This is a genomic window from Asanoa sp. NPDC049573 (assembly GCF_040676615.1).
GTDB lineage: Bacteria > Actinomycetota > Actinomycetes > Mycobacteriales > Micromonosporaceae > Asanoa.
In genome coordinates this window covers 497,678-520,593 of sequence record NZ_JBFAPI010000002.1, presented here as the reverse complement: position 1 = coordinate 520,593, position 22,916 = coordinate 497,678, and the positions used below count along the sequence as shown (strand labels likewise).

The following is a 22,916-nucleotide window of genomic DNA, read 5'->3' as shown; positions in this document are numbered from 1 at the left end:
CTGGCATGGGCAAGTTCTACGAAGGCGGCGTACGCCTCGCCGAGGTCGTTCGTTCCGGCTTCCCGGAGGGTTACCACCACGGTTCCGTGGTGGTCCTCGACACGACCGGCACGACCGTCGCCACCGCCGGCGACGTCGAGTCGCCGATGTTCCCGCGTTCGTCCAACAAGCCCATGCAGGCGATCGGCATGCTCCGTTCGGGCCTGCGCCTCGGCGACCCGGCCGACCTGGCCCTGGTCTGCGCTAGCCACTGGGGCCAGGACATCCACGTCAGCCGCGTCCAGGCGCTGCTGTGGAAGGCCGGCCTCGACGAGTCGGCGCTGCGCTGCCCGCCCGACATGCCGCTCGACCCGGCCGCGGCCGCCGACGTGATCCGGGCCGGCGGCGGCCCGTCGCGGATCCAGATGAACTGCTCCGGCAAACACACCGGCATGCTGTTGACCTGCCAGGCCGCCGGTTGGCCGACCGAGGGCTATCTGCAGCCCGAACACCCGCTGCAACAGGCGCTGGCCGCCGCGGTGGCCGACGTCGCCGGCGAGGAGATCGTGGCCACGGCCGTCGACGGTTGTGGCGCCCCGCTGCTCGGTCTCTCGTTGACCGCGCTGGCTCGGGGCTTCCTGCGGCTGGTCGACGGCACTGTCGAGTCAGGACCGGCCGACGCGATGCGGGCCAACCCCGACCTGGTCTCCGGGCGCGACACCACGGAGAGCAACCTCATGCGGGCCGTTCCCGGGATGCTCGTCAAGGCCGGGGCCGAGGGGGTCATGGCGGTCGCCGTGCCCGGTGCGGGTGCGGTGGCGATCAAGATGGACGACGGTGCCCACCGGGGCAACCGGCCGGTGCTGGTCTCGGCGCTGCGCCGGATCGGCGTCACCGGTGCGGCCCTGGAAGAGGTCGCTGACGTGGCGGTTCTCGGCGGCGGAACGCGAGTGGGAGAGCTGCGCAGCCTCTGGTGAGACGCACGACACTTTGCTAACTGCGGTTAGCGTTTCGCTTGCAGGAGCTAGCAGGCGGCGCTACCGTCGTACCCATGCCCTCGAAAGATCTGCCCCGCGACGTCGGCGGGTTCATCCGCGATCTGCGGCGTAACGCGCAGATCTCGCTCCGGCAGCTCGCCGAGCAGGCGGGCGTCAGCAACCCCTACCTGAGCCAGGTCGAGCGCGGGCTGCGCAAGCCCAGCGCCGAGGTGCTTCAACAGCTCGCCAGCGCACTGCGGGTCTCCACCCCGGTGATGTATCTGCGCGCCGGCCTGCTGGAGGAGAAGGAGGGGTATGGCGTGCTGACCGCGATCGCCGCCGACTCCGAGCTCACGATCGCGCAGAAGCAGTCGCTCAGCCAGATCTACGAGACGTTCCGCCGCGAGAACGCGCGCCACGCGGAAGCGGAAGCGGAGACGGCCAAGCAGGCCGAAGCCGCGAGTGAGGCGGCCGCCCTTGCCGCCCGCGCAGCCGACGCCGCCGCGGCCGCGGCCGGTCGGGCCGCCGGTGGGCCCGCGGAGGCCCCGACCGGCTGGCCCGGCGAACCAGAAGCCACCCCAACACCGCCGGCGAAGAGCCGGCCGGTGGTCAAGAAAACGGCCAAGAAGGCCGTGAAGAAGGCGGCACCAAGGGCCGCCGAGGAGGAGAACTGATGTCCCAGCCGAAGACGACCCGCATTCCGGCACCGTTGTACGCGGCCGCCGGCGCCGGGGAGTTGGCGTTCCGCCAGCTGCTCAAGCTGCCGGCCTACGCCAACGACCTGGGTGACAAGGCCGCCAACAACGGCGCTGAGCTGCGCCAGCAGGTGATCACCACGACCGCCGAGCTGCAGAAGCGGGCCACCGCGGCCTACCGGCAGGCCAACGAGCGGGCGGTCAAGCTGCGCAAGGAAGACCTCGACATGGACCGGCTGCGCGATCTCGCCATGCGGCAGGCCGGGCAGTTCGCCGTCGGAGCGCAGGAGCTCCAGGAGCGGGCGATCTCGTTCTACACCCAGCTCGTCGCGCGTGGCGAGAAGGTCGTTGGCACCGGTGTGGTGCAGGCGGCCGACACGGTGCAGGCCGACATGATCGAGACCGAGAAGCCGGCCAAGCCGGAGAGCAACGGGCACACGCCCAGCAGCAACGGCCACGGCGGCCTCGGCACGTCGGAGACCAAGCCGATCGCGAAGAAGACCGTCACCCCGCCGAAGAAGAACACCACCCCCAACACCAAGTAGCGGCACGCGTCGCGAAAGAGGGGACCGACCCGGCCGGCCGGTCCCCTCTTCGCGTGCCTGGGATCAGTCGGCGATGCGTACGCGTACCCGCCGATTGGCCTTGCCCTTGCTTTCGACCTTGACGACCTGGACCCGGCCGATCTGGCGGGTCGACGCGACGTGTGTGCCGCCGTCGGCCTGCACGTCGAGGCCGACGATGTCGACGATCCGGATCTCCTGCTCGTCGGCGGGGATCAGGTTGGACTGGGTGCGGATGATGTCGGGCAACACCAGCGCCTCCGCCCGCGGCAGCACCTTCACGGCGACCGCCCGGTCGGCGGTGACCTCGGTGTTGACCAGCTCCTCCAGCTTGACCTTGAAGTCGGGCGGCACCTCGGGCAGGTTGAAGTCCATCCGCGCCTCGCCCGGCTCCATGTTGCCGCCGGTGACCAGCGCGCCGAAGTCGCGGAACACCACGCCGCAGAGCACGTGCAGCCCGGAGTGGGTGCGCATCAGCATCGTGCGGCGGGCGTCTTCGACAGCGCCGGTGACCGCGGTGCCGGCCGGCGGCAGCGGGTCGCCCTCGGCGGGCAGCAGGTAGAGGTCGTCACCCTTGCGGGTGCCGACGATCCGGGTCTGGGTGCCCTGCCAGAGCAGGGTGCCGTGGTCCGGCGGCTGGCCGCCGCCACCGGGGTAGAAGGCCGAGCGGTCCAGCACGATGCCCTCGTCGGGCGACGAGTGCAGCACCGTGCACTCCCACTCGCGCAGCGTCGGGTCGCTCAGGTCGAGACGGTGTGTGCGGCCATGTTCGGAAACGCCCATGACCGGGCAGACTACTCCGGCGCGTTGAGGAACTCGGAGATCCGGGCACGCAGGTCGGCCCGCGCTGTCCAGAGCACGCCGGGCCGGTCGTAGACGTGCAGCGTGGCGTTGGGCAGCACGGCGGCGAGCCGCTCGGCGACCGCGACCGGGTGCAACTCGTCGCCGGCGCAGCCGATCACCAGGGCGCGGGCAGCGACCCGGTTGAGCCGCGTCGGATCGGCGATGGCCACCTCTTCGGCCAGCGAGGCCAGGTCGGCGGCCAGGCCGTCGCGCATCAACTGGTCGATCCGCTGCCGCAGGTAGGCCCAGATGGCCGGGGTGCCGCGCAGGTTGGGCGGGATCTCCGTGGAGATCGCGTCGGCGACTGCGGAGACGTCGCCCGCCTCGACAGCGGCGGCCAGGGTGGCCAGCCGGATCTTGACGGCGGCCGGGCGCGGCAGGTCGAGCACCGCGGGCAGGAAGAAGACCAGCCGATCGAACCGGTCGGGGCTGTCGGCCACCAGTCGGGTCAGCGCCCCCGCGCCGAGGCTGACCCCGAGCGCCCGGGTCGCACCCGACAGGTCGGCGATCGCCCGCAGGTCACGGGCCAGGTCGGCGTAGGTCCAGGGCCCGGCGGGCGCGTCGGACCGGCCGTGGCCGCGGAACTGGAAGAAGACCCTGCGCCCGTCGACGGCGCTGCCCAGCGGGCGGGTGACCGCGATGCCGTTGGCCAGGCCGTGGGCGAACACCGTGGTCGGGGTGCCGGTGCCGGTGACGAGGCGCTCGAGGCGCACCCCGTGTGGGGTCGCCACCAGCTCGGTTTCGGGCTCGGGCAGCGTCGGGCGCCCGCTGCGCGGTGCGCTCGGGCCGGGGCCGTAGGTCCGCGGGCCACCGTCGGGCGGTGGTGGCCAGCGGAAGTCCCTCACCAGAAGCCTTTGCCGTCAGTCAGGTCTTTGAGCCCGACCCGCACGTCGAGCAGGTAGACAAGTGCGGCGCCGATGCCGACCAGCCGGAACAGGCTGAACGTGCCGAACGGCAGCAATGACAGCAGCAGGCAGATGCCCAGGATGGCCAGCCAGCCGCCCTTGGGCAGGGTGCCGATCGCCGGGAAGGCGTCGGTGCGTTGGGTCAGGCAGTGCACGAACGCCACACCGATCAGCACCAGCGAGAGGACCAGGAAAAATATGTTGATGCCGCCCAGGACATTGTCGTAGAAGATAGGCGCGCTCGTGGGCATGCCCCTAAGCGTACTTCCGCGACGGCGACCTGGGTGCCGCGCGCCGTCAGCGCTCGGGGATGTAGCGCCACGGCGGTTCACTGCCGGGCGCGTCATCGGCGACGTAGGTCTCGGTGACCTTGACGTCGCCGTCAGGCCCGGTCCAGCGCCACTCGTGGGTCAACGGGCTCGGCGGCAGGCCGTCGGTGATCGGCACCTCGATCTGAGTGCCGTCTTGCGGCCCGCCGATGACCGGAATCCACGCTTTTGCCATGCTCCGATCATCGCTGGGCGATCTCAGACCCGCAGCCAAATCGCGCCGATCTGCCCTTAGACCAGCGCCCCCAACTTCTTCGGCGCCATGATGCGGTAGCTCTCGGTCAGCAACTCACCCACCTCGACCCAATCGGTGCGGCGGCCGAACGTGATGCCGACCACGTTGCCGCCCCAGTCGGCCCGGAAGTAGGGAGGCCCCCCGTTGGCGAATGCGGCGACCTCGTCGTCAGGGGCCCGGAAGGTCATCACGACCAGCGGCTTGCCGCGGGCCCGGGGATGGTCGGGGTCGAGGGTGTAGACGTGGGCGAAGGTGCGCTGCCGGATCCGCCAGCGCACCCCGACCCAGGCCGCCTCTTCGTAGGCCTCGGGCAGCCCGAGACAGACCGGCCGAAGCCGGTCAAGAACCTGCGGTGGCACGTCGCCTGGCGCGGACACGGAAAGACCGTAGCGCCGCCCTCCGACACTTCCGTAGCCTCGGCGCATGCCGAACGTAACCCTCCGCCCGGCTTCAGACGACGACGCCGACACGATCGCGTCGATCTGGCGGTTGGGCTGGGCCGACGGCCATCTCGGCAATGTGCCGGATGCCTTGGTCGCCCTCCGCACGCCGGAGTCGTTCCAGATCCGTGCGGTCGAGGGATTGCCGCACACGACGGTCGCAGTCGTCGGCGAGGCGGTGGCCGGCTTCGTGATGGTGGTAGATGACGAGGTCGAGCAGGTGTACGTGGCCCGGGCCCACCGTGGTTCCGGCGTCGCGGGGGTGCTGCTCGCGGAGGCCGAGCGACTGGTCGCGGCCGAGGGTTATCGGGAGGCCTGGCTGGCGGTGGCGCCGGGCAACGCGCGGGCCCGAAGCTTCTACGAACGAAGCGGCTGGTCCGACGCGGGGTTGTTCGACTACCCAGCCAGCACCGCCGACGGTCCGATCCAGGTCCCTTGCCACCGCTACGTCAAGGCGGTCGGCTAGCGCGAAAGCGCCCCGCACCTCCGAAGAGATGCGGGGCGCGTGCCCTGCCGACGATTAGAGGGAGTTCGCGGTCACCTTCCACTTCGACGTCAGTGCCTTGCCCTGGCAATCGTTAGGGGCGCTGTCGGCGAGCCAAACCACCTCGACGATTCGGATCGTCGCCGTGCCATCAACGCCCCCGGACTTCGCCGGCACCGTGACGTTGTTCCCGGATCCGCCGGCGCCGTCATCGATGCTGACAGCGCCGACGTTCAGCGCAGTGGTGCAGCCGGCGGGTCCGCCAATCGTGAAGCTCACGTTCTGAACGTCAGTGTTGGTGACCTTTACCGGGACCTCGTTGGAGTTGTTGACCGTCATGACGATGCTGGCCTTGTGATTAGCGCCCGGCCACAGCGAGGTCTCCCCCGCCTTGTACTCGGTGGACGTGATCCCGACCGTCAACGGCGCCATGTCGGCTGCTGAGCCGGACACAGGCCCGGTGTTCACGAACTCGCTGAACGCGTAGGCAACGCCGCCTGCGCCGAGAACGCCAGCTACAGCAAGGGATGCGGCGAGGATTCGCTTGTTTCGCTTCTGCATTGGGAGAGTGCCTTTCGGGGCTTGCTGGCTTGACCGGCAAGTCGGGGACCAGCGGGGAAATGGGCGGGATCGCCGTTGCCGGTCCCGATGGGCCGTACTGGCGACACGAGCAACTTTGCCGTATCCAGGTCGAATGTCGGCATAGAGAACACGGTCCCTGGTTGTTCACCGACAAGCGGTTCTGCCGGTCGGACCAGGTGAATGGCGCCGCCGGACTGGATGACCCTGAATAGGTGACGAGGCAATAACGCGATTAATGCTCGACATGGGTGTCGGGATTCCGCGCTTGTTAAGCGCGCCTATTAGGAATTGAGTGGTGCTGAGAATTGCTCTCGGCGACCGCCGAAGAGCAGAGCGCCGACGGTTTGCGAGAACGGCTCGGAAAAATCGAAGATCCGCTGAAGCAGCAGGTCAGGGGCGCTATGGGCGTACTCCGCTGGTGGGGCCGGAAACGATGTGGTAGCCAGGTGTTTTCGCAGGTCAGGGCACATCTTCGCGATCACGAAACGTCTTTAAAGCGGACTTAACGGGCATATTGGGTCGCTCTAAGGGGTTAGGCCGTCAGGGCCTAGTTGGGGAATTTGTGCACAGAGAAGGTGGGACGGTTGCTTGTTGAGCAGAAAGCGTGGCCTCGGGCATTGTTGTTCTCGGCGCCGGACCGCCTCCACCGGGCCGGCGCCATCGAGATTTTCTTTCGCCCAATTGAGCACCGCTTTGAAAGGACCTTCCGGTATGCCACCGCGCGTCGAGATCGGGGCGAAGTCCGCCAGTCCGCGCGGCCGCGTCGGCTCAAATCTCGTGGCGACTGCCAGCCACTCCGGCCACAACGCGGCCTGACCGCCGAGCCGTCGAAACCGCACTCGGTAGGAGCGAACGTCCTATGCGCAACGTCTCTCAGCGCACCGCCGTCATCACCCTGGTCGTCGTCATCATCGCCGGCATCGCCAGTGTGGCCTGGGCGGCGTGGTCGGTCACCGGAAGCGCGACGGCGACCGTGGCCGCCTCGGAGGTGACCGCGTTGCAAGCTACGGCCAGGCCGACGGGTCACCTCTTCCCGGGCGGCAGTGCGGCCATCGAGGTCAGCGTCACCAACCCCAACGAGTTCGCCGTCGAGGTGCAGTCGTTCTCGCAGGATCCGCGGGTCACCGTCGACGCGGCACACGCCAAGGCCGGATGCGCGGCGAGCAGCGTGCGGCTCAAGCCGACCAAGTCTGCGATCGCCCAGCGGGTCGACGGCGACGGCGGCACGAAAACCTTCGTGGTCCAAGACGCCGTCGAGATGGTCGACAGCGCGCCGCAGTCGTGCCAGGGCGCGTCCTTCGAGATCACGCTCGCGCTGGCCGGCGTGAGCCTGCCGGACTAAGAGCCGGTGAAACTGCCCACGGCGCTCGGCGCCGTCGCACTGGCGCTCACCCTGGTGGGCGTGGCGGCCGGTTCGGCCGCCCAACCAGCCGGGGCCGACCTGCGCCTGTCCGGCGCGGGCCGGCCCTGGCCGGGCCTGCGACCCGACGGGCCGCGCACCTTCACCGTGGAAGGCGCGCCGGTCTCCGGCCTCTATCCGGGGGCAGAGCGGTCGGTGCCGGTGCTGGTGCGCAACCCCTACCCGTTCGACCTGCGGATCACCAGCCTCGGCGCCGAGGTGGCCGAGAGCTCCCGGCGGGAGTGCCCGGCCCGCCCGGGCAACCTGACCGCCGGCCCACACCAGGGCGATCTGCCACTGACGGTGCGCGCCCTCGAGGCGCGCCAAGCCGGTTCGATCCCGTTCCGGATGCCCATTTCGGTGACCGACCAATGCGTGGGGGCCACCTTCACCATCCGGATCACCGGTGTAGCGACGAAGGTGAACAAGTGAAGCGACTGATCGCCACCTCTCCGGCCGTGCTCGGCGGAATCGCGGCCGTCACCCTGGTCGCCGGTGCCGGCGCGGCCATCGCCGCGTGGCGCGTGCAGAGCGAAGAGGTCGTGCTGACCGCTGGAACGGCGACCCTGTCCAAGGGCAACAAACCGGTGGTCGCGGCCGACGGCAACCTCGTCACGGTCTCCTGGACGCCCAACACATTCGGTGAACGCAAGGTCGACAGCTATCGGATCAAGCGGTACGACCTGAGCGGCGCCGCGCAGCGGCCGCACGGCGACTGCGAGGAGAACGTCGCCAAGGAGACCTGCACCGACTCGAAGGTGCCGGCCGGATCGTGGCGATACACGGTGGTGCCGGTCAAAGCCGGCTGGACCGGGCCCGAGAGCGAGAAGAGCGACGCGGTGCTCGTGGCCGCCGACGGCAAGGCGGTGGTAATTCCCGACCCGCTGGTCGTCAAGTCCGCCGGTCCCGCCGCCGGGCCCGCGGTCGTGCGACTCGGTGACCCCGCCGACCCGACCGTCGCCACCACCGAACTGGCCAACCAACCGCCGATGTGGACGCTGCAACCCGGCGCGGACGGTGTGCTCGGCAAGGACGACACGCTGACCTATGCCGGGAGTGCGCCGGTCGACCCCGACTCGATCATCAAGGGTTGGGACGGCAAGGAGAAAGCGGTCACCGTGGTGGCCAAGGCCTCCCGGCCGGGCCATTCCGCCGCGCTCACCGTCGACGACGGGACCACGCGGGTGTTCGGGCCGCTGGCCGTGCCGGATCAGACGGTCGCGGCCGACACCACCTTCACCGCGACGCTCGCCGCCGGGCAGGGTCGGATCGTCGTCACGGTCGGTGCGCCGCAGGTGGCGCCGGGGCCCGACGAAGCGGCGCCCGCGCCGGCGCAGCCCACCGAGACCAGCCCGGGGCAGCCGGCGCAGGAGCCCGAGACGACGGGGCCGAGCGGGCCCGGTGATACGCCCAGCCCCACGGAGCCGAGCAGCGGCACCGAGGAGACCGTGACCGACCCGCCGACCGGCGGCACCGATCCGGGTGGGCCCACCGAGGGGCAGCCGGAGACACCGCTGACCGACACCGGCGCCGCCGGGACGCCGGCGGCGACCGCCCAGGTCACGCCTACGGCGACCGGTGACCCGGCCGTCGTGCTCCTCGCGGCGGTGTGACCGGGAAGGTCGACGAGGATCTGACGACCTGGGAGCTGACCGGCCGTAACCTGGCAGCGGCCCGGAGCGGTGTAACCGGTGTGCAGCTCACGCCGAAGAAGATCCTCGCGCTGATGCTCGGGATCGGCCTGCCCGTGGTGATCTCCGCCGGCTGGGCGCTCGGCCAGCGCGGGGCCGCGGAGCCCGCCGCCGACGGGGCCGGTGCGATGGGTGCCGCCCCCGAAGAGCAAGCGCCGACGCCGGCCGCGCAGTACGACGTCTACGACGACGGGCCGGTCGTGGTCCCGCTGGCGAGTACGGCCGTGACGCCCACGCCGGACCCGTCGGCCGGGGCCAGGACGACCGCCGGGCCCCGGCCGCATCCCAGCACCGCCACCAGCGTCGTGCCCGAGGACGAGACGCCGAGCCCGGAGCCGAGCGCCACCGAGGAGCCGACGCCGCAGCCGAGCGCGTCGGCGAGCGACGACTAGGGCAACGCGAAACCGCGCAAACCGCTCACCAGGGCGGGCGGCCGGCCGTACCTTCAGGGCATGGGGCTGGTCTTGGCGATCGTTTCGGCGATCTGCTACGGATCGGCTTCCGTCTTCCAGGCGATGGCGGCCCGGCGGTCGCCCGCCGGCGGCGAACAGGTCGACGCCAAGTCGCTGATCAGGGTGGTGGCGCAATGGCGCTACATCCTGGGCCTGGGGCTTGACGGGCTCGGCTTCGTCTTCCAGTTCATCGCGCTGCGCAGCGTGCCGATCTTCCTTGTCCAGGCGGCCCTCGCCGCCAGCCTGGCGGTCACCGCCGTGATCGCCATTCCGCTGCTCAAGCTCAGGCTGGGCGCCATCCAGTGGGGCGCGGTCGGCGGCGTCTGCGTCGGTCTCGCGTTGCTCGGCGTCTCGGCCGGCCACGAGAACGCCGACCAGCCCTCGTGGGGCTTCCGGATCGGCGTGACGATCGCCGTACCCGTGCTGGCCCTGATCGGTCTGGCCGCCCTCAAGCTCAAGGAGCCCGTGCGGGCCGCCAGCCTCGGCCTGGTCGGTGGCCTGTTCTTCGGCATCGTCGCGCTGGCCGCGCGGTCGATCTCCGATGTCGAGTGGACGGACTGGTTCACCGGGCCGGAGATCTACACCCTGGTGGTGGCCGGCGGCCTCGCGTTCGTGTTCTACACGATCGGCTTGCAGCGGGCCTCGGTGACGACGGTGACCGCCGGCCTGGTGATCGGCGAGACCGTGCTGCCGTCGGTGGTCGGCGTGATCGCGCTCGGCGACAGCACCCGCCACGGGTTCATCCCGGTCGCGGTGGTCGGTTTCGCCGTGGCGGTGGCGTCGAGCCTGATGCTGGCCAGGTACGGGAGCCTGGAGGAGCCCGACGACGAACCGGCGACCGCCGCGAAGGGGACCGGGACCGCCGAGTTGCAGGCCGACAGCCCCTAGATCTGCCGGGCGCCCAACGGCCGGTGCACGCCGGGCTCGACCCGGTAGGCGTCGGCGCCGGGCACCGAGGTGACCGCCTCGGCCAGCGTGGTGCCCACGAAGTGCAGGCCGGTGCCGTCGTCGGTGGCATACCCGGAGGGCAGCGTCCCGTCGTCGATCAACCGCTGGAAGAGCGCCCGGCGCGGCTGCGTCGTCGCGTCGTGGTGGACGCCGTTGCTGAAGGGCAGGAAGCCAAGCGCGTCGGTGACCGGGTCGAGGTCGTCGGAGAACGAGTCGGTGGTGCCGCCCAGGTGCCAGCAGATGCTGCCCGCGCTGCCGCCGCCGAGCACCACGCCGGCCTCCCAACACTCGCGGAGGATCTCGTCGAGGCGGTGCGCCCGCCAGACCGCCAGCAGGTTGACCACGCTGCCGCCGCCGACCCAGATCAGGTCCTGTGCCAGCAGGAAGGCCCGCACGTCGCGGACGTTGGGCTGGGGGAACAGGGTCAGGTGGCTGCCGTCGACGTCGGCGAGCACCGCACCGACGGCGGCCACCGCGGCCGGGTCGTCGCCGACGGCGGTGGGCACGAAGCAGACCTTGGGACGGCGGGCACCGGTCAGCGAGATCGCGTGGTCGAGTAGCGCGCTGCGGCGGTTCGGAGGTGTGGAAGCGGGCCGCGCGGTGGGTGAGACTGCGAAGATCTGCTGCGGACGGGACACGCTTTGATCATCTCAGAGAGCAACCGGCGGGGCAGACGACGCCCACCCCCGTAAGCGTCGCCCGCCCTCCGCCGGTGTCAGGTGGCCGCCGTCCCCCAACGGTTGGCCACCGTTCCCCCAATGCGTCGCTCGTCGCCGGCCTTGCGGCCTGCGGCTTCCCCCGAAACCCCTTCGAGCGTGGCGCCGTTAATCACGGTAGTTCTTCTCGTGATCGACGGACAAGCGAGAATCCTGTCTCGCCCATCACATCGGTCCTTACCGTTGGTCGGGGGCGAAGAGATGTGCGAATGCCTGGAGGTTGGCCAGCGACTCGCCGCGCTTGACCCGCCACTCCCACTCACGCCGGATCGCTGTGCCGAAGCCGATTTCCAGCATGGTGTCGAAGGATTCGTCGGCGTAGGTGAGCACCGCGCCGAGGAGCCGGTCGAGCTCGTCTTCGGTGACACCGGCGAGGCCGACCCGGCCCGTCAGATAGACGTCACCCACCACGTCGATGGAGAACGCGACGCCATACATCCGGGCGTTTCGCTGGAGAAGCCAGGCCCAGAGCTCTTCACGGTTCTCGTCGGGCTGGCGCATCACGAACGCCTCGACGCGTAAGGCGTGCTCGCCGACGATCAGGTTGCAGCTCGTCTTGAGCTTGTGGGTGCCGGGCAACGTCACCACGTAGGACAGCTCGCCGGTCGGCTCGACGGCGAGCTCCCGCTCGGCGCACACCCGCTCGATGAGCGCAGCTACCTCGGCCGGGCTCACCACGCGGTGGTGCCCGCGCCCAATGCCGCCGCGTCGCCCGCGAGCCGGGCGGTCAGCCGCTCCCGATGCTCTGTCACCGCCCCACCGTAAACCGCGAGCAGCCCGCTCGCCGTGCGCGACCAGGAGAACTCGCTGGCGTGCGCGACGGCACCACCGGACAGCTCGGCGCGCCGGCCGGGCTCGGCCAGCAGGCCGCCCAACGCCCGGGCCCAGTCGTCGGGGTCGTGCCCGTCGACCAGCAGGCCGCTGATTCCGTCGCGGACGGCGGTGACCAGGCCGCCGACGGCCGCGGCGACGACCGGGGTGCCGCAGGCCTGCGCCTCGAGGGCGACCAGGCCGAACGACTCGTTGTAGGAGGGCACCGCGACCACGTCTGCGGCCCGGTAGACGTCGGCCAGGTCGGAGCCGGTCTGCGGGGGCAGGAAGCGGACCGCGTGGCTGATGCCCAGCGAAGCGGCGAGCTCGATCAGCGCGGTCGGCCGGTCGAGGCCGGTGCCGCTCGGGCCGCCGACGATGACCACGGTCAGGTCGCGGGCGATCTCCGGGTCGCGGGCGTGCAGCGCCGCAGCCGCGGCGAGCAGCACGTCCGGCGCCTTGAGCGGCTGGATCCGGCCGACGAACGCGACGATGTAGCCGCGCTCCGGCAGGCCCAGCTGCCGCCGGGCGGCGAGTTGGTCGCCCGGGGTGAAGCGGTCCAGGTCGACCCCGGGCTCGACGACGCTGACCAGGTCGGGGTCGGCGCCGTACCGGTTGATCAGGTCGCGGGCCTCGAACGTCGTGTTGGCGACCAGCCGGTCGGCCTCGGCGACCACCTGCTCCTCGCCGACCACCCGGGCCAGCGGCTCGGGCCGGTCGCCGGACGCGAGCTGGGCGTTCTTGACCTTGGCGAGGGTGTGCGCGGAGTGCACCAGCGGCACACCCCAGCGCTCGCGGGCCAGCCAGCCGACCTGGCCGGAGATCCAGTAGTGCGAGTGCACCAGGTCGTAGTAGCCGGGCGCGTGTGCCGCCTCGGCCCGCAGCACGCCGGTGGCGAACGCGCACATCTGCGCCGGCAGGTCTTCCTTGGCCAGGCCCTCGAACGGACCGGAGATGACGTGCCGGACAGTCACGCCGGGCGCCATCTCGACCGTGTGCGGCAGCCCGCCCGAGGTGGCCCGGGTGAAGATCTCGGTCTCGACCCCGGCTTCGGCGAGCCGGCGGGCGACTTCGGTGACGTAGACGTTCATCCCGCCCGCGTCGCCCGTGCCGGGCTGGTCGAGCGGCGAGGTGTGAACGGACAGGGTCGCGATGCGTCGGGGGAGCGGCCAGGGCTGGGGACCTCGCTGCCGAACGACGCCGGACGGCGCCTGCTCCACATGTGCTCCCTTCGCGCGGGCCCATATCGCTGGGCGCCCATATACAAACCTTTCCCCCAGGCGACATCTTCCCCACGCACGAGTGGCTACGCCTACCCAGCGGCACGCATACGTGACCGACTTCATCCGCCCGTGAGGCACGACACGCCATGCGAGAGGATTGCGGGCATGCCGATCGCCATCGTCACGGGTGCGTCCAGCGGGATCGGGGCGGCTTCCGCCCGCCGGCTGGCGGCCGAAGGGTTCACCGTCGTCCTCGCCGCCCGCCGCGCCGACCGGTTGGCAGAGCTTGTGACGCAAATCACCGAGGCCGGCGGGTCCGCGGTCGCCGTGCCCTGCGACGTCACCTCCGACGAGTCGGTCGCCGAACTCGCGACCGCGGTCGCCGACCTCGCCGAGTCGGCCGGCCGCGAGGAGGGCGGCCCCGACGAACGGGTCACGCTGCTGGTCAACAACGCCGGCGGCGCTCTCGGCCTCGACCCGGTGGAGCACGGCTCGGTCGACGACTGGCGGTGGATGCACGAGGTCAACGTGCTCGGCACGTTGCGGGTGACCAAGGCGCTGCTGCCGCTGCTGGAGGCGTCCGAGGCCGGCACGATCGTGATGCTCAGTTCCACGGCGGGCTTCATCGTGTACGAGGGCGGTGGCGGTTACAGCGCCGCCAAGCACGCGATGACCGCGATGACCGGCACCCTGCGGCTCGAACTGGCCGGCCGCCCGGTGCGGGTGATCGAGGTCGATCCCGGGATGGTGCGCACCGACGAGTTCGCGACGAACCGGTTCCGCGGCGACACCGAGCGGGCGGCGGCTGTCTACGCCGGCGTGGAGATGCCCTTGACCGCCGACGACATCGCCGACTGCGTGGCCTGGTGCGCCACCCGGCCGCAACACGTCAACATCGACCGCCTGGTCGTCCGCCCGCTGGCCCAGGCGGCTCAGCACAAGGTGGCCAAGGGCCGCATCGGCCGCCAGGCCGATTAGCCAGCACAGTGGCAGGCAGAACCGGCCCCAACCGCCCGAGTGGCATGGTCACCCGTGGCACGACCAACCCGAACCGGCTGCGCCGGGTCGACAACTGGATCGCGGCCCACGCGGCCGGCGCGCTGCACGACGCCGCCGACCCACTGGTGATCGACCTCGGCTACGGCGCGACACCGGTGACCGCGGTCGAGTTGCGGGCCCGGCTGGCCCGGGTGCGACCCGACGTCCGGGTGGTCGGCCTGGAGATCGACCCCGAGCGCGTCGCCGCCGCCGAGCCGGCCGCGGACCCGCCCTTGCTGACCTTCGCCCGCGGCGGTTTCGAGTTGGCCGGGCTGCGGCCGGTGGTGGTCCGCGCGCTCAACGTGCTGCGCCAATACGACGAGGCCCAGGTGGCGCCGGCCTGGGCGACGATGACCGCCAGGCTGGCACCGGGCGGGCTGCTGGTCGAGGGCACCTGCGACGAGTTGGGCCGGCTGGCCGCCTGGGTCCGCGTCGACCACGACGGCCCCCGCTCGCTCACCCTGGCCGCGCGGCTGTCCACCCTCGACACCCCGGCAACGCTGGCCGAGCGGCTGCCCAAGGCACTGATCCACCACAACGTGCCGGGGCAGCCGGTGTACGACCTGCTCCGCGCGCTCGACGACGGCTGGCGCGACGCGGCGCCGTACGCGACGTTCGGTGCCCGGCAACGCTGGCGGCGCGCGGTGGCCGCGGTCAAGACCGGCGGCTGGCCCGTGCTCGACGGGCCGGCCCGCTGGCGACTCGGTGAGCTGACGGTCGCCTGGCCGGCGGTCGCTCCGTCAATGCCTGCAAAATTCCCTTAAGCGGACAGCGCTACCTAAATCGCCACAGCCTCGTTGGGAGGTTCGACAACAACCCATCACACAGACGGGGAGGACAGGCTGTGCGTAACCGGCTGTCCCTCATTCTTGCCGCCCTCGCACTCCTGGTGCCGGCCTTCGCGCTGACCAGCGTCGCGGCGCAGGCCGCACCGGTCACGTACGCGGCCGCGGCCCCCAAGGACTGCCCTGACGGCTCGGTGCAGAAGGACTACTACTGCGTGCCGACGGAGACCCCGCCGGAGAAGCCGGTGACGCCGGCGCCGACGCCGACGCTGCCGCAGACCGGTGCCAAGGCCGGCACGCTGGCCGGGATCGGCGGCGGCGCGCTGGCAATCGGCGCGGTCATCGCGCTCTGGGCCGTCGCCTCGCGCCGGCGGCACCGCTTCGAGGCCTGACAGTTCAAGGCTGACGGTTCGAGCTAGGAGCACAACACCCCCAGCCCGGTGCGTACCCGGGGGTCCAGTGGGGGTTACCGAAGAGGGCTCGCGCGCGAAAGCGCCGCGGGCCCTCTTCCATTGGGGGTAAGGAGGGGCCCTACAGCGAGCAGTTCACCAGGACGGGCTCGGGGTGCAGGGTCACGCCGAACCGCTCGTGCACACCGTCGCGGATCTCGCGGGCCAGGTCGAGCAGGGCCGCGGTGCTGCCCTGGCCGCGGTTGGTGAGCGCCAGCGTGTGCTTGCCGGAGATCGCCACGCCGCCGCGGCCGCCGTACCCCTTGGTGAAGCCCGACTTGTCGATCAGCCAGGCGGCGCTGACCTTGACCAGCCCGCCTGGGCCGGGCCACGACGGCGGGTCGCCGATGCCGGCGGCGCGGGTGCGCAGGAACTCGTAGGCGGCCGCGTCGAGCACCGGGTTCGTGAAGAACGAGCCGACCGACCAGGTGTCGTGGTCGGCCGGGTCGAGCACCATGCCCTTGCCGGCGCGCAGCGCCCGCACGGCGGCACGGGCCTCGCGCAGCGGAACCCGGTCGCCCTGTGCCACCGCCAGCGCCTTAGCCAACTCGGCGTAGCGGACCGGGGCCGACTCATTCGAGCGGGCCAGCCGGAAGTCGACCGAGAGCACCACCCAGCGGTCGTTGTGCTTGAAGACGCTGGTGCGGTAGGCGAACCGGCACTCGTCCGGCGTCATCCGCCGGACCGTGTCGTCGAGCCGGTCGTAGACCTCGACGCCGACGATCGTCTCGGCGACCTCCTGGCCGTAGGCGCCGACGTTCTGGATCGGCGTCGCGCCGGCCGAGCCGGGGATGCCGGACAGGCACTCGACGCCCGACCAGCCGGCGTCGACGGCGGTGGCGACGAACTCGTCCCAGGGCTCGCCGGCGGCCACCCTGACCACGACCGCGTCGTCGGTCTGCTCGAGCACTTCGGCGCCGCGGGAGCGGATCAGGACCACCGGGCCGGGGACGCCGGCGTCGCCGATGACCACGTTGCTGCCGCCGGCCAGGACCATCGCGGGTTGGCCGTTGCGCGCGGCCGCGCGTACGAAATGCACGATTTGTTGGGGATCTTCGGCCGTGTGCACCTGCCCCGCGGGACCGCCCAACCGCAGCGTCGTGTAGTCGGAGAGCGCTCGTGGGTCGAGCGGGCCCGCTGCGGTGGGAGGTTCGTGGCTAACGTCTGGCACGCTGTTCACCCTAGGCTGAGAGCCTCCGGCATCAGTGGCGACGGTCCGGCTGGGCACCTAAGGAGCACCCGATGACCAGACTGCACGGCACCAAGGATTTCTGGCTCGGAGCGCTGCGCTCGGAGGCGGCGGCGTTCGCGGCCGCGGTCGCACAGGCGCCGGCCGATGCTCCGGTGCCCTCCTGCCCGGGGTGGACCGTGACCGATCTCGTCCACCACGTCGGCGGCTGCTACGAATATGTCACCTGGCTCTTCGACCGGGGTGGCACCGAGCGGCCCGACCCGACCCGGGCGCCGGCGGCCCCGCCGGCCGACGAGGCGGCGCTGGCCTGGTGGCAGATGCGCTACGACACGCTGCTCTCCACTCTGGACGCCACCGACCCGGAGGCTCCGATGTGGAACTGGGCGCCGCAGACCAAGCGGGCCGGGTTCTGGCATCGCCGGATGGCGCACGAGACCGCCGTGCACCGCTGGGACGCCCAGATGGCCACCGGAGCGAGCGAGCCGATCGAGGCCAAGCTGGCCGCCGACGGCATCTCCGAGGTGCTCGACACCTGGCTGCCGGCCGGCCGGCGGCAGAGTGGCGAGCGCCCGCACGGCGTGGTGCAACTCCTAGCGGCCGACGCCGACCAGGAATGGCTGGTGCGGCTGCGCGGCGAGGGCGTCGCCCTGCTCGACACCGACACCATCCTCGACGCCCACGAACCGCCCGCCCGGGTGCACGCCGAGGGCACCGCGAGCGATCTGCTGCTGGCGCTCTACGGCCGGGTGGGTTTCGATGTGCTGGTGGTCAGTGGCGACCCGACGCTGCTGACGGCGTTACGCACGGGGTGATCTCTTGACCAGGGCGAAGAACGGCACGCGGGAGCGACCGACGCTGGAGGCGGTGGCGCAGCGCGCCGGCGTGTCCCGGGCCACCGTCTCGCGTGTGGTCAACGGCTCGACCACGGTCGCCGAACCGATCCAGGAGGCCGTCCGGCGGGCGGTGCGCGAGCTGGGCTACGTGCCCAACCTCGCCGCCCGCAGCCTGGTCACCCAGCGCACCGACTCGGCGGCGCTGATCCTGCCGGAGACGCCGACCCGGGTGTTCTCCGACGACCCGTTCTTCCACGGCATCATCCGCGGCGTCTCGATGGAGCTCGACGGGGCCGACAAGCAACTGGTGCTGCTGATCGCCGGTTCGACCGCGGGGCACGACCGGGTCGAGCGCTACACGATGAGCCGACACGTCGACGGTGTCATGTTCGCCTCGATGCACGGGGCAGACCCGCTGCCGGCCGCGCTGATCCGGATGGGCATCCCGGTGGTGTGCAGCGGCCGCCCGCTCGGCCGGATGACGGTCGAGGTCCCCTACGTCGACGTCGACCAGATCGGCGGCGTGGTCGCCGCGGTGCGGCACCTGCTCGACTCGGGCCGCAAGCGGATCGCGACGATCTCCGGCCCGCAGGACATGGTCGCCGGCATCGACCGGCTGACCGGCTACCGCCAGGCGCTGCGTGACTCGGACCGGCGCTCGATCGTGGCGATCGGCGACTTCACCCGCGAGTCCGGCACGGTCGCGATGCGCCAGCTCCTCGACGACGACCCGAAGCTCGACGCGGTGTTCGCGGCGTCCGACCTGATGGCACACGGCGCCCTCAAGGCGCTGCAGGAGGCCGGCCGGCGGGTTCCCGACGACGTCGCCGTGATCGGCTTCGACGATATCGAGATGGCGCGCTACACCGAGCCGCCGCTGACCACCGTGCGCCAGCCGATCCAGCAGATCGGCCGCGAGATGGCCCGCCTGCTGATGCGCCTCGTCGCGGGCGAAGACATCGAGCCGGTGACCATGCTGCCGACCGAACTGATCATCCGAGAATCCGCCTAGGGCTGCAACGGATCCACGCCGGCCCACGTTCTTAGCGTCGTGGATCTGTGGAGTCGGCGTGGACGCTGAGACGCGGCACGACTTCACCGTTTTCGTGGCCGACCGGTCCGCGGGCCTGTTCCGGTTCGCGATGGGTTTGACCGGGCATCCGCACCAGGCCGAAGACCTGCTGCAGTCGGCGCTGGCCAAGGCCTACCGGCACTGGCCGCGGGTGCGGCACGGCAACCCGGACGCCTATCTGCGCAAGGCGATGTGTCGCGAGCAGATCGACTGGTTCCGCCGGCCGAGTTGGGGGCGGGAGCTACCGAGCGACCGGTTGCCCGAGCGGCGGGTCGCCGACGGCACCGCCACGGTCGACCTGCGGCTCGCTCTGGGCCAGGCGCTGGGTCGGCTCAGCCCGAAGCACCGGGCGGTGCTGGTGCTGCGTTATCTGGAGGATCTGCCCGACGACGAGATCGCGGCCGTGCTCGGCTGCCGGCCAGCCACCGTGCGCAGCCTGGCCGCTCGCGGGCTGGAGCGGCTGCGGGTGCTCTGCCCGGAACTCGCCCCGCGGCTGGCCGAGGAGCGGCGATGAGCACCGAACTGCGCCGCGCCCTCCGCGAGCTCACCGACGTGCCGCCGCCGGCGGATCTGGCCGCGAAGTCGATCCGGCTCGCGGGGCGGCGGCGGCGCAACCGGGTGGTGGCCGCGGCCGTGGTCGTCGCGGTGGTCGCCGTGGGCGTGCCGCTGCTCCTGCGGCCCGACCGGGTCGACGAGCCGTCGCCGATCTCGCCGTCGGTCAGCCCGACCACCGCCACACCTCCCGCCGTCCCGGCCACGCCGCAGGTCGTCGTGTTCGCCTATGCCGGCGTGCTTCCCAAGCGGCCGACCGGCAACGAGCCGATCACTCCGGCCGACAGCACCTCCTACCTGCTGGACCGGGCCACCGGCGAATACCGGGCCTTTCCGTACGTCACGGCGCTGCCGTCGCCGGACGGCCGGCGGTTCTTCGTGGCCGACGGGGAGCGCGGCGGCGTCAAGGACGGCGCCGGAGGTGCGGTGCGCCGGGTCGACGCCTACGACAGCCACACCAACGCGGTCGACTGGTCGCCGGACGGCCGCCGGCTGCTGATCAGCTCCGTGGGCAAGGAGGAACCGGGCGGTTTCACGGTGGTCGACGCCGAGACCCTCACGGCCGGGCCGTTCGTGCCCATGACCGACATGCACCAGCTCAACGCCCGCGGCCTGGGCTTCTTCTGGGCACGGGACGGGCGCAGCATCGGCCACACCATCACGGCCGCGGGCGGTGAGGGCTATCTCGACCGCGACAAGACCCTCGCGATCCGGTTCTACGACCTGAAAGGCAAGACCCTGCGAACGATCGGGCTGACCGGCACCGCGGCCGTCCGGAGTACGGCCGCCGTGTCGCCGGACGGCAGCCGGGCGGCGGCTGTTCTCGACGTCGACAAGCTCGTCCGGATCGTCGACCTCACGACCGGCGAGGTGACCGCGGAGTTCCAGGCCGGCGGGGTGGCCGGCTGGTACGACGCCGACCACCTGGTGGCCCGCGACGACGACGCACTGGTCGTGGTCGACCTGTCCGGCCGGGTGGTGCGTTCGATTCCGGCGCCGAGTGAGCTGCTCGCCGGCTCCGAGGTGCACCTGGTGCGGGCCAGGGGACTGCCGGCCGCGTCAGCCGGCCACGCGTTCTAGCTGCCGGGTGGCCAGCGCCCGGCGCGCGGCCTCGCGGTCACGGGCCGGGCCGGTCAGCAGGTGGCCGGCCGCGGCGACCAAACCGATCGAACCGACCACGATCCAGTGCCAGCTGCCGAGGTGGTCGAGGCTGAGACCGCCCAGGGCCGGGGTGAGGAACGCGGCAGCCGGGAAGGTCAGGTTGAACACCGACTGGTAGCGGCCGCGCAACTCCTCCGGCGACAACTCGGCGTTGACCTCCGCGTTGGGCGGCGCGGCCAGCATCGAGCCGACCGTCCAGACGATCGCGGCGAGCAGGTAGACGGCCAGGTGGTCGGCGAAGGCCAGTGCGCCGAAGCCGATCCCGATCAGGCCGAGCGCGGTGGCCAGCACGGTGTGCTTGCGGTGGCCGTCGATCAGCGGGGGTACGAACAACTGGCCGACCACGATCAGCGCGGCGCTGATCGCGACCACCGTCCCGTACGCCGCCGGGCTCAGCCCGTCGGCCCGCATCGCCAGCGGCATGATCGTCGAGGTCTGCGTGGAGAGCGCGGCCAGCAGGAACGTCAGCCCGACGAAGACCAGGTAGGTGCGGTCGGTCAGCGCGGTGACCAGACCGCCGCGGTGCCGCGTGGCCAAGCCGCGCCGGAACGTCTCCGGCACTTTCCAGGCGATCACGATCGCGGTGACCACCGTGGCGCCGGCGTCGGCCAGGAACAGCGCCAGATAGCTGACCTGCGCGAGCAGGCCGGCCAGCAGGCCAGCCGCGGCCATGCCCAGGTTGAACGACCAGAACTGCAGGTTGAAGGCGCGCGACCGGCGGCTGGCCGGCACCACGTCGACGATCGCGGCCACGAATGCCGGCATCGGCATCGAGTGCACCAGGCCGAGGGCGACGGTGAGCACCGCGATCAGCGGCAGGTGCGTGGCGAATGCCAGAGCGGCCATCAGGCCGGCGGCCGCGGTGTGCGACCAGAGCAGGGTGGCCCGCCGTCCCCAGTGGTCGGCGAGCACGCCGCCGAGCAACGTGCCGGCGATGCCGCCCAGCCCGTAGCCGCCGACGACCAGCCCGGCCAGGCTGGCCGAGGCGCCGCGCTCGTCGGTCAGGTAGACCGACATGATCAGCATGGCGAACGCGCCGACCCGGTTGATGAGCATGCCGGACCAGAGGTACCAGTAGGTGCCGGGCAGGCCCCCCGCGGTATTCCGCAACCAGCCCCGCAACTCCGGCCTCCTTCAGTTAAGAAGCTTTACCGCACGGACGCTACGAAGCCGCGGAGGTCGGCGCCAGCGTGTCGCTCATCACGCCCGGCGGCGCCGGGGTCACGGCGTCGCGTGCCTCGCGAGTGGCCCGGGCGACCTCGGCCGCGCGCCGGTCCCGGCTGGGCCCGGCACCCAACGTGATCGCCGCCGCCAGGCAGCCGATCAGCGCGCAGCCCACCCACAGGGCGGTGTTGCCTAGTTGGTCGCGCACGAATCCGCCCAGCACCGGCGCGGTGAACCCCGCGATCGACCAGGAGAGGGCGAAGACACCCTGATAGCGGCCGCGGACCGACGCGGGCGCCAGGTCGGCGATGGTCGCCGCGTTCGACGGCGAGTAGACCATCTCGCCGAGCGTCCAGACCAGCACCGTCATCGCGTAGAGCCAGGCGCTGCCGGCCAGGGCGGTCAGGCCGAAGCCGACGCCCTGCACGATCGCGCCGATCGCGAGCACCCGGGTGCGGCTGTGCCCGGCGATCAGTTTGGGGACGAACAGTTGACCGAGCACGATCAGCACCCCGTTGAGGGCGATCACCCAGCCGAACGTCGACGAGGAGAGGCCGTCGTCGGTCATCGCGATCGGCAGCATCGAGACGTGTTGCAGGAAGACCATCGCGGCCAGCAGGTTGACCAGGGTGAAGACCACGAACACCCGGTCGCGGAGCACCACCCGCAGGCCGCCGCCGGCGCCGGGCACGCCGAGATGCTCGCCGGTCGGGCGGGTCTCCCGGATCTTGGTCAACACGATCGCCGCGGTGAGCAGCGTCGCCGACGCGTCGAGCACGAACAGCAGCAGATAGTCGAGGTGTGCGGCGAAGCCACCGACGATCGCCGACGACGCGAAGCCCAGGTTGATCGCCCAGTAGTTGAGCGAGAACGCGCGTACCCGGTCACGGTCGGGCACCACGTCGACCATCATCGCGGCGAACGCCGGCCGGGCCGCCTCGGCGAACGTGCCGAGCGCGAACGCGACGCCGGCGATCATCGCGAACGGCCGGGAGAAGCCGAGCAGCAGCATCATGCTGGCCCCGCCGACGTGTGCGAGCAGCAGCGTCGGCCGCCGGCCCCAGCGGTCGGCGAGCACGCCGCCGACCATCGTGCCGACGCCGCCGCCGGCGCTCCACAGGCCGACCACGAGGCCGGCCTGGATGTCGCTGAAACCGCGTTCCTTGGTCAGGTAGACGGTGAGGAAGATCAGTACGAAGCCGCCGAGCCGGTTGACCAGGGTGCCGCACCACAGATACCAGAACGTCTTGGGCAGTCCACCCGCCGTCTCGCGCAACCAGCCACGCACCAAGCCAAGCCCCCCGGGGTAATGACCGCCCGGCAACGGCGGCCTTACGCAACCTAAGTTGTGCGGGCCCTGGAAGTCACCTCCATTTCGACATGGCCCACGTCACCCCGG

The 22,916-nt window shown here is 71.4% G+C and carries 28 protein-coding genes; 16 read left to right on the top strand and 12 right to left on the bottom strand.

Features of this window, described 5'->3' with window-relative positions; all coding sequences use genetic code 11:
• Positions 1-5: 5 nt before the first annotated feature.
• The 3 genes from AB0J74_RS06055 to AB0J74_RS06045 all read left to right on the top strand — a co-directional run bounded on the left by AB0J74_RS06055 (position 6) and on the right by AB0J74_RS06045 (position 2,196).
• Entirely contained in the window at positions 6-956 is a 951-nt protein-coding gene (locus tag AB0J74_RS06055) for an asparaginase (RefSeq protein WP_363445166.1), read from the top strand.
• Positions 957-1,030: 74 nt separating this feature from the next.
• A complete protein-coding gene (locus tag AB0J74_RS06050) occupies positions 1,031-1,630 on the top strand; it encodes a helix-turn-helix transcriptional regulator (RefSeq protein WP_363445165.1) in 600 nt (199 codons plus the stop codon).
• Complete coding sequence (locus AB0J74_RS06045; protein WP_363445163.1) at positions 1,630-2,196, top strand: hypothetical protein; 567 nt, start codon at positions 1,630-1,632, stop codon at positions 2,194-2,196. The genes AB0J74_RS06050 and AB0J74_RS06045 overlap by 1 nt, the downstream gene beginning before the upstream one ends.
• Before the next feature lie 63 nt (positions 2,197-2,259).
• Here AB0J74_RS06045 and AB0J74_RS06040 read toward each other — a convergent pair whose 3' ends face one another.
• The 5 genes from AB0J74_RS06040 to AB0J74_RS06020 are packed head-to-tail and all read right to left on the bottom strand — an operon-like array spanning position 2,260 to position 4,903.
• Entirely contained in the window at positions 2,260-2,997 is a 738-nt protein-coding gene (locus tag AB0J74_RS06040) for an alanyl-tRNA editing protein (RefSeq protein WP_363445161.1), read from the bottom strand.
• 11 nt (positions 2,998-3,008) lie between these two features.
• Positions 3,009-3,902 carry an alpha/beta fold hydrolase gene (locus AB0J74_RS06035; RefSeq protein WP_363445159.1) on the bottom strand — a complete coding sequence of 298 codons (894 nt, stop codon included), beginning with the start codon at positions 3,900-3,902 and terminating at the stop codon, positions 3,009-3,011.
• On the bottom strand, positions 3,899-4,213 hold the full coding sequence (locus tag AB0J74_RS06030) for a DUF2516 family protein (protein ID WP_363445157.1): 315 nt from the start codon (positions 4,211-4,213) through the stop codon (positions 3,899-3,901). Before AB0J74_RS06030 ends, AB0J74_RS06035 begins: the two co-directional genes overlap by 4 nt.
• A 46-nt stretch (positions 4,214-4,259) precedes the next feature.
• A complete protein-coding gene (locus AB0J74_RS06025; protein WP_363445155.1) occupies positions 4,260-4,466 on the bottom strand; it encodes a hypothetical protein in 207 nt (68 codons plus the stop codon).
• A 56-nt stretch (positions 4,467-4,522) separates the two neighbouring features.
• Positions 4,523-4,903, bottom strand: coding sequence for an MmcQ/YjbR family DNA-binding protein (locus AB0J74_RS06020; protein ID WP_363445153.1), 381 nt, complete (start codon positions 4,901-4,903; stop codon positions 4,523-4,525).
• Positions 4,904-4,949: 46 nt separating this feature from the next.
• On the opposite strand from AB0J74_RS06020, the gene AB0J74_RS06015 reads away from it, so the two are divergent.
• Entirely contained in the window at positions 4,950-5,432 is a 483-nt protein-coding gene (locus AB0J74_RS06015; RefSeq protein WP_363445151.1) for a GNAT family N-acetyltransferase, read from the top strand.
• A 54-nt stretch (positions 5,433-5,486) separates the two neighbouring features.
• Here the strand turns inward: AB0J74_RS06015 and AB0J74_RS06010 are convergent, their stop codons facing one another.
• Positions 5,487-6,011 carry a hypothetical protein gene (locus tag AB0J74_RS06010; RefSeq protein ID WP_363445149.1) on the bottom strand — a complete coding sequence of 175 codons (525 nt, stop codon included), beginning with the start codon at positions 6,009-6,011 and terminating at the stop codon, positions 5,487-5,489.
• A gap of 880 nt (positions 6,012-6,891) precedes the next feature.
• On the opposite strand from AB0J74_RS06010, the gene AB0J74_RS06005 reads away from it, so the two are divergent.
• From AB0J74_RS06005 to AB0J74_RS05985, 5 genes are all read left to right on the top strand, one after another.
• Positions 6,892-7,374 carry a hypothetical protein gene (locus tag AB0J74_RS06005; RefSeq protein ID WP_363445147.1) on the top strand — a complete coding sequence of 161 codons (483 nt, stop codon included), beginning with the start codon at positions 6,892-6,894 and terminating at the stop codon, positions 7,372-7,374.
• A gap of 6 nt (positions 7,375-7,380) precedes the next feature.
• Positions 7,381-7,863, top strand: coding sequence for a hypothetical protein (locus AB0J74_RS06000; protein WP_363445146.1), 483 nt, complete (start codon positions 7,381-7,383; stop codon positions 7,861-7,863).
• On the top strand, positions 7,860-9,044 hold the full coding sequence (locus tag AB0J74_RS05995; RefSeq protein ID WP_363445144.1) for a hypothetical protein: 1,185 nt from the start codon (positions 7,860-7,862) through the stop codon (positions 9,042-9,044). Before AB0J74_RS06000 ends, AB0J74_RS05995 begins: the two co-directional genes overlap by 4 nt.
• Before the next feature lie 80 nt (positions 9,045-9,124).
• Positions 9,125-9,514, top strand: a complete 390-nt coding sequence (locus AB0J74_RS05990) for a hypothetical protein (protein ID WP_363445142.1) — start codon at positions 9,125-9,127, stop codon at positions 9,512-9,514.
• A 60-nt stretch (positions 9,515-9,574) separates the two neighbouring features.
• Positions 9,575-10,462, top strand: a complete 888-nt coding sequence (locus AB0J74_RS05985) for a hypothetical protein (RefSeq protein WP_363445141.1) — start codon at positions 9,575-9,577, stop codon at positions 10,460-10,462.
• On the opposite strand, the gene AB0J74_RS05980 is transcribed toward AB0J74_RS05985, so the two are convergent.
• From AB0J74_RS05980 to mshA, 3 genes are all read right to left on the bottom strand, one after another.
• Positions 10,459-11,142, bottom strand: a complete 684-nt coding sequence (locus AB0J74_RS05980; protein WP_363445473.1) for a peptidase E — start codon at positions 11,140-11,142, stop codon at positions 10,459-10,461. The two genes, AB0J74_RS05985 and AB0J74_RS05980, sit on opposite strands and share 4 nt — an antisense overlap.
• 273 nt (positions 11,143-11,415) lie before the next feature.
• The gene (locus AB0J74_RS05975; RefSeq protein ID WP_363445139.1) at positions 11,416-11,916 is read right to left on the bottom strand and encodes a YbjN domain-containing protein; all 501 of its coding nucleotides are present in this window, start codon (positions 11,914-11,916) and stop codon (positions 11,416-11,418) included.
• Positions 11,910-13,268, bottom strand: coding sequence for a D-inositol-3-phosphate glycosyltransferase (mshA, locus tag AB0J74_RS05970; protein ID WP_363445137.1), 1,359 nt, complete (start codon positions 13,266-13,268; stop codon positions 11,910-11,912). The genes AB0J74_RS05975 and mshA overlap by 7 nt, the downstream gene beginning before the upstream one ends.
• A 168-nt stretch (positions 13,269-13,436) precedes the next feature.
• On the opposite strand from mshA, the gene AB0J74_RS05965 reads away from it, so the two are divergent.
• The 3 genes from AB0J74_RS05965 (at position 13,437) to AB0J74_RS05955 (ending at position 15,486) form a co-directional block, all read left to right on the top strand.
• The gene (locus AB0J74_RS05965) at positions 13,437-14,249 is read left to right on the top strand and encodes an SDR family NAD(P)-dependent oxidoreductase (protein ID WP_363445135.1); all 813 of its coding nucleotides are present in this window, start codon (positions 13,437-13,439) and stop codon (positions 14,247-14,249) included.
• Positions 14,250-14,293: 44 nt separating this feature from the next.
• Positions 14,294-15,073 (top strand): class I SAM-dependent methyltransferase, encoded by a 780-nt coding sequence (locus AB0J74_RS05960; protein ID WP_363445471.1) that lies wholly within the window; start codon positions 14,294-14,296, stop codon positions 15,071-15,073.
• A gap of 80 nt (positions 15,074-15,153) precedes the next feature.
• Positions 15,154-15,486 (top strand): hypothetical protein, encoded by a 333-nt coding sequence (locus AB0J74_RS05955; protein WP_363445133.1) that lies wholly within the window; start codon positions 15,154-15,156, stop codon positions 15,484-15,486.
• A gap of 139 nt (positions 15,487-15,625) precedes the next feature.
• Here AB0J74_RS05955 and AB0J74_RS05950 read toward each other — a convergent pair whose 3' ends face one another.
• Complete coding sequence (locus AB0J74_RS05950; protein ID WP_363445131.1) at positions 15,626-16,714, bottom strand: UDP-N-acetylmuramate dehydrogenase; 1,089 nt, start codon at positions 16,712-16,714, stop codon at positions 15,626-15,628.
• A gap of 71 nt (positions 16,715-16,785) precedes the next feature.
• Here AB0J74_RS05950 and AB0J74_RS05945 point away from each other — a divergent pair, with 71 nt between their 5' ends.
• Genes AB0J74_RS05945 through AB0J74_RS05930 form a run of 4 tightly spaced genes read left to right on the top strand, consistent with a single transcriptional unit; the run spans position 16,786 to position 20,272 of the window.
• Positions 16,786-17,547, top strand: coding sequence for a maleylpyruvate isomerase family mycothiol-dependent enzyme (locus AB0J74_RS05945; protein WP_363445129.1), 762 nt, complete (start codon positions 16,786-16,788; stop codon positions 17,545-17,547).
• A gap of 4 nt (positions 17,548-17,551) precedes the next feature.
• Entirely contained in the window at positions 17,552-18,580 is a 1,029-nt protein-coding gene (locus tag AB0J74_RS05940) for a LacI family DNA-binding transcriptional regulator (RefSeq protein WP_363445128.1), read from the top strand.
• 58 nt (positions 18,581-18,638) lie between these two features.
• The gene (locus tag AB0J74_RS05935) at positions 18,639-19,154 is read left to right on the top strand and encodes a SigE family RNA polymerase sigma factor (RefSeq protein WP_363445126.1); all 516 of its coding nucleotides are present in this window, start codon (positions 18,639-18,641) and stop codon (positions 19,152-19,154) included.
• A complete protein-coding gene (locus tag AB0J74_RS05930) occupies positions 19,151-20,272 on the top strand; it encodes a hypothetical protein (protein WP_363445124.1) in 1,122 nt (373 codons plus the stop codon). The genes AB0J74_RS05935 and AB0J74_RS05930 overlap by 4 nt, the downstream gene beginning before the upstream one ends.
• On the opposite strand, the gene AB0J74_RS05925 is transcribed toward AB0J74_RS05930, so the two are convergent.
• Together AB0J74_RS05925 and AB0J74_RS05920 are read right to left on the bottom strand one after the other, a co-directional pair.
• Positions 20,252-21,475, bottom strand: a complete 1,224-nt coding sequence (locus tag AB0J74_RS05925; RefSeq protein ID WP_363445122.1) for an MFS transporter — start codon at positions 21,473-21,475, stop codon at positions 20,252-20,254. The genes AB0J74_RS05930 and AB0J74_RS05925 overlap by 21 nt on opposite strands.
• A gap of 40 nt (positions 21,476-21,515) precedes the next feature.
• A complete protein-coding gene (locus tag AB0J74_RS05920; protein ID WP_363445120.1) occupies positions 21,516-22,805 on the bottom strand; it encodes an MFS transporter in 1,290 nt (429 codons plus the stop codon).
• Between the last annotated feature and the right edge of the window lie 111 nt (positions 22,806-22,916).

Bases quoted from the DNA above. Each gene is read 5' to 3' on its own strand.
- AB0J74_RS06055 (WP_363445166.1), top strand. From the start codon at position 6: ATGGGCAAGTTCTACGAAGGCGGCGTACGCCTCGCCGAGGTCGTTCGT.
- AB0J74_RS06050 (WP_363445165.1), top strand. From the start codon at position 1,031: ATGCCCTCGAAAGATCTGCCCCGCGACGTCGGCGGGTTCATCCGCGAT.
- AB0J74_RS06045 (WP_363445163.1), top strand. From the start codon at position 1,630: ATGTCCCAGCCGAAGACGACCCGCATTCCGGCACCGTTGTACGCGGCC.
- AB0J74_RS06040 (WP_363445161.1), bottom strand. From the start codon at position 2,997: ATGGGCGTTTCCGAACATGGCCGCACACACCGTCTCGACCTGAGCGAC.
- AB0J74_RS06030 (WP_363445157.1), bottom strand. From the start codon at position 4,213: ATGCCCACGAGCGCGCCTATCTTCTACGACAATGTCCTGGGCGGCATC.
- AB0J74_RS06025 (WP_363445155.1), bottom strand. From the start codon at position 4,466: ATGGCAAAAGCGTGGATTCCGGTCATCGGCGGGCCGCAAGACGGCACT.
- AB0J74_RS06015 (WP_363445151.1), top strand. From the start codon at position 4,950: ATGCCGAACGTAACCCTCCGCCCGGCTTCAGACGACGACGCCGACACG.
- AB0J74_RS06010 (WP_363445149.1), bottom strand. From the start codon at position 6,011: ATGCAGAAGCGAAACAAGCGAATCCTCGCCGCATCCCTTGCTGTAGCT.
- AB0J74_RS06005 (WP_363445147.1), top strand. From the start codon at position 6,892: ATGCGCAACGTCTCTCAGCGCACCGCCGTCATCACCCTGGTCGTCGTC.
- AB0J74_RS05985 (WP_363445141.1), top strand. From the start codon at position 9,575: ATGGGGCTGGTCTTGGCGATCGTTTCGGCGATCTGCTACGGATCGGCT.
- AB0J74_RS05965 (WP_363445135.1), top strand. From the start codon at position 13,437: ATGCCGATCGCCATCGTCACGGGTGCGTCCAGCGGGATCGGGGCGGCT.
- AB0J74_RS05960 (WP_363445471.1), top strand. From the start codon at position 14,294: ATGGTCACCCGTGGCACGACCAACCCGAACCGGCTGCGCCGGGTCGAC.
- AB0J74_RS05945 (WP_363445129.1), top strand. From the start codon at position 16,786: ATGACCAGACTGCACGGCACCAAGGATTTCTGGCTCGGAGCGCTGCGC.
- AB0J74_RS05930 (WP_363445124.1), top strand. From the start codon at position 19,151: ATGAGCACCGAACTGCGCCGCGCCCTCCGCGAGCTCACCGACGTGCCG.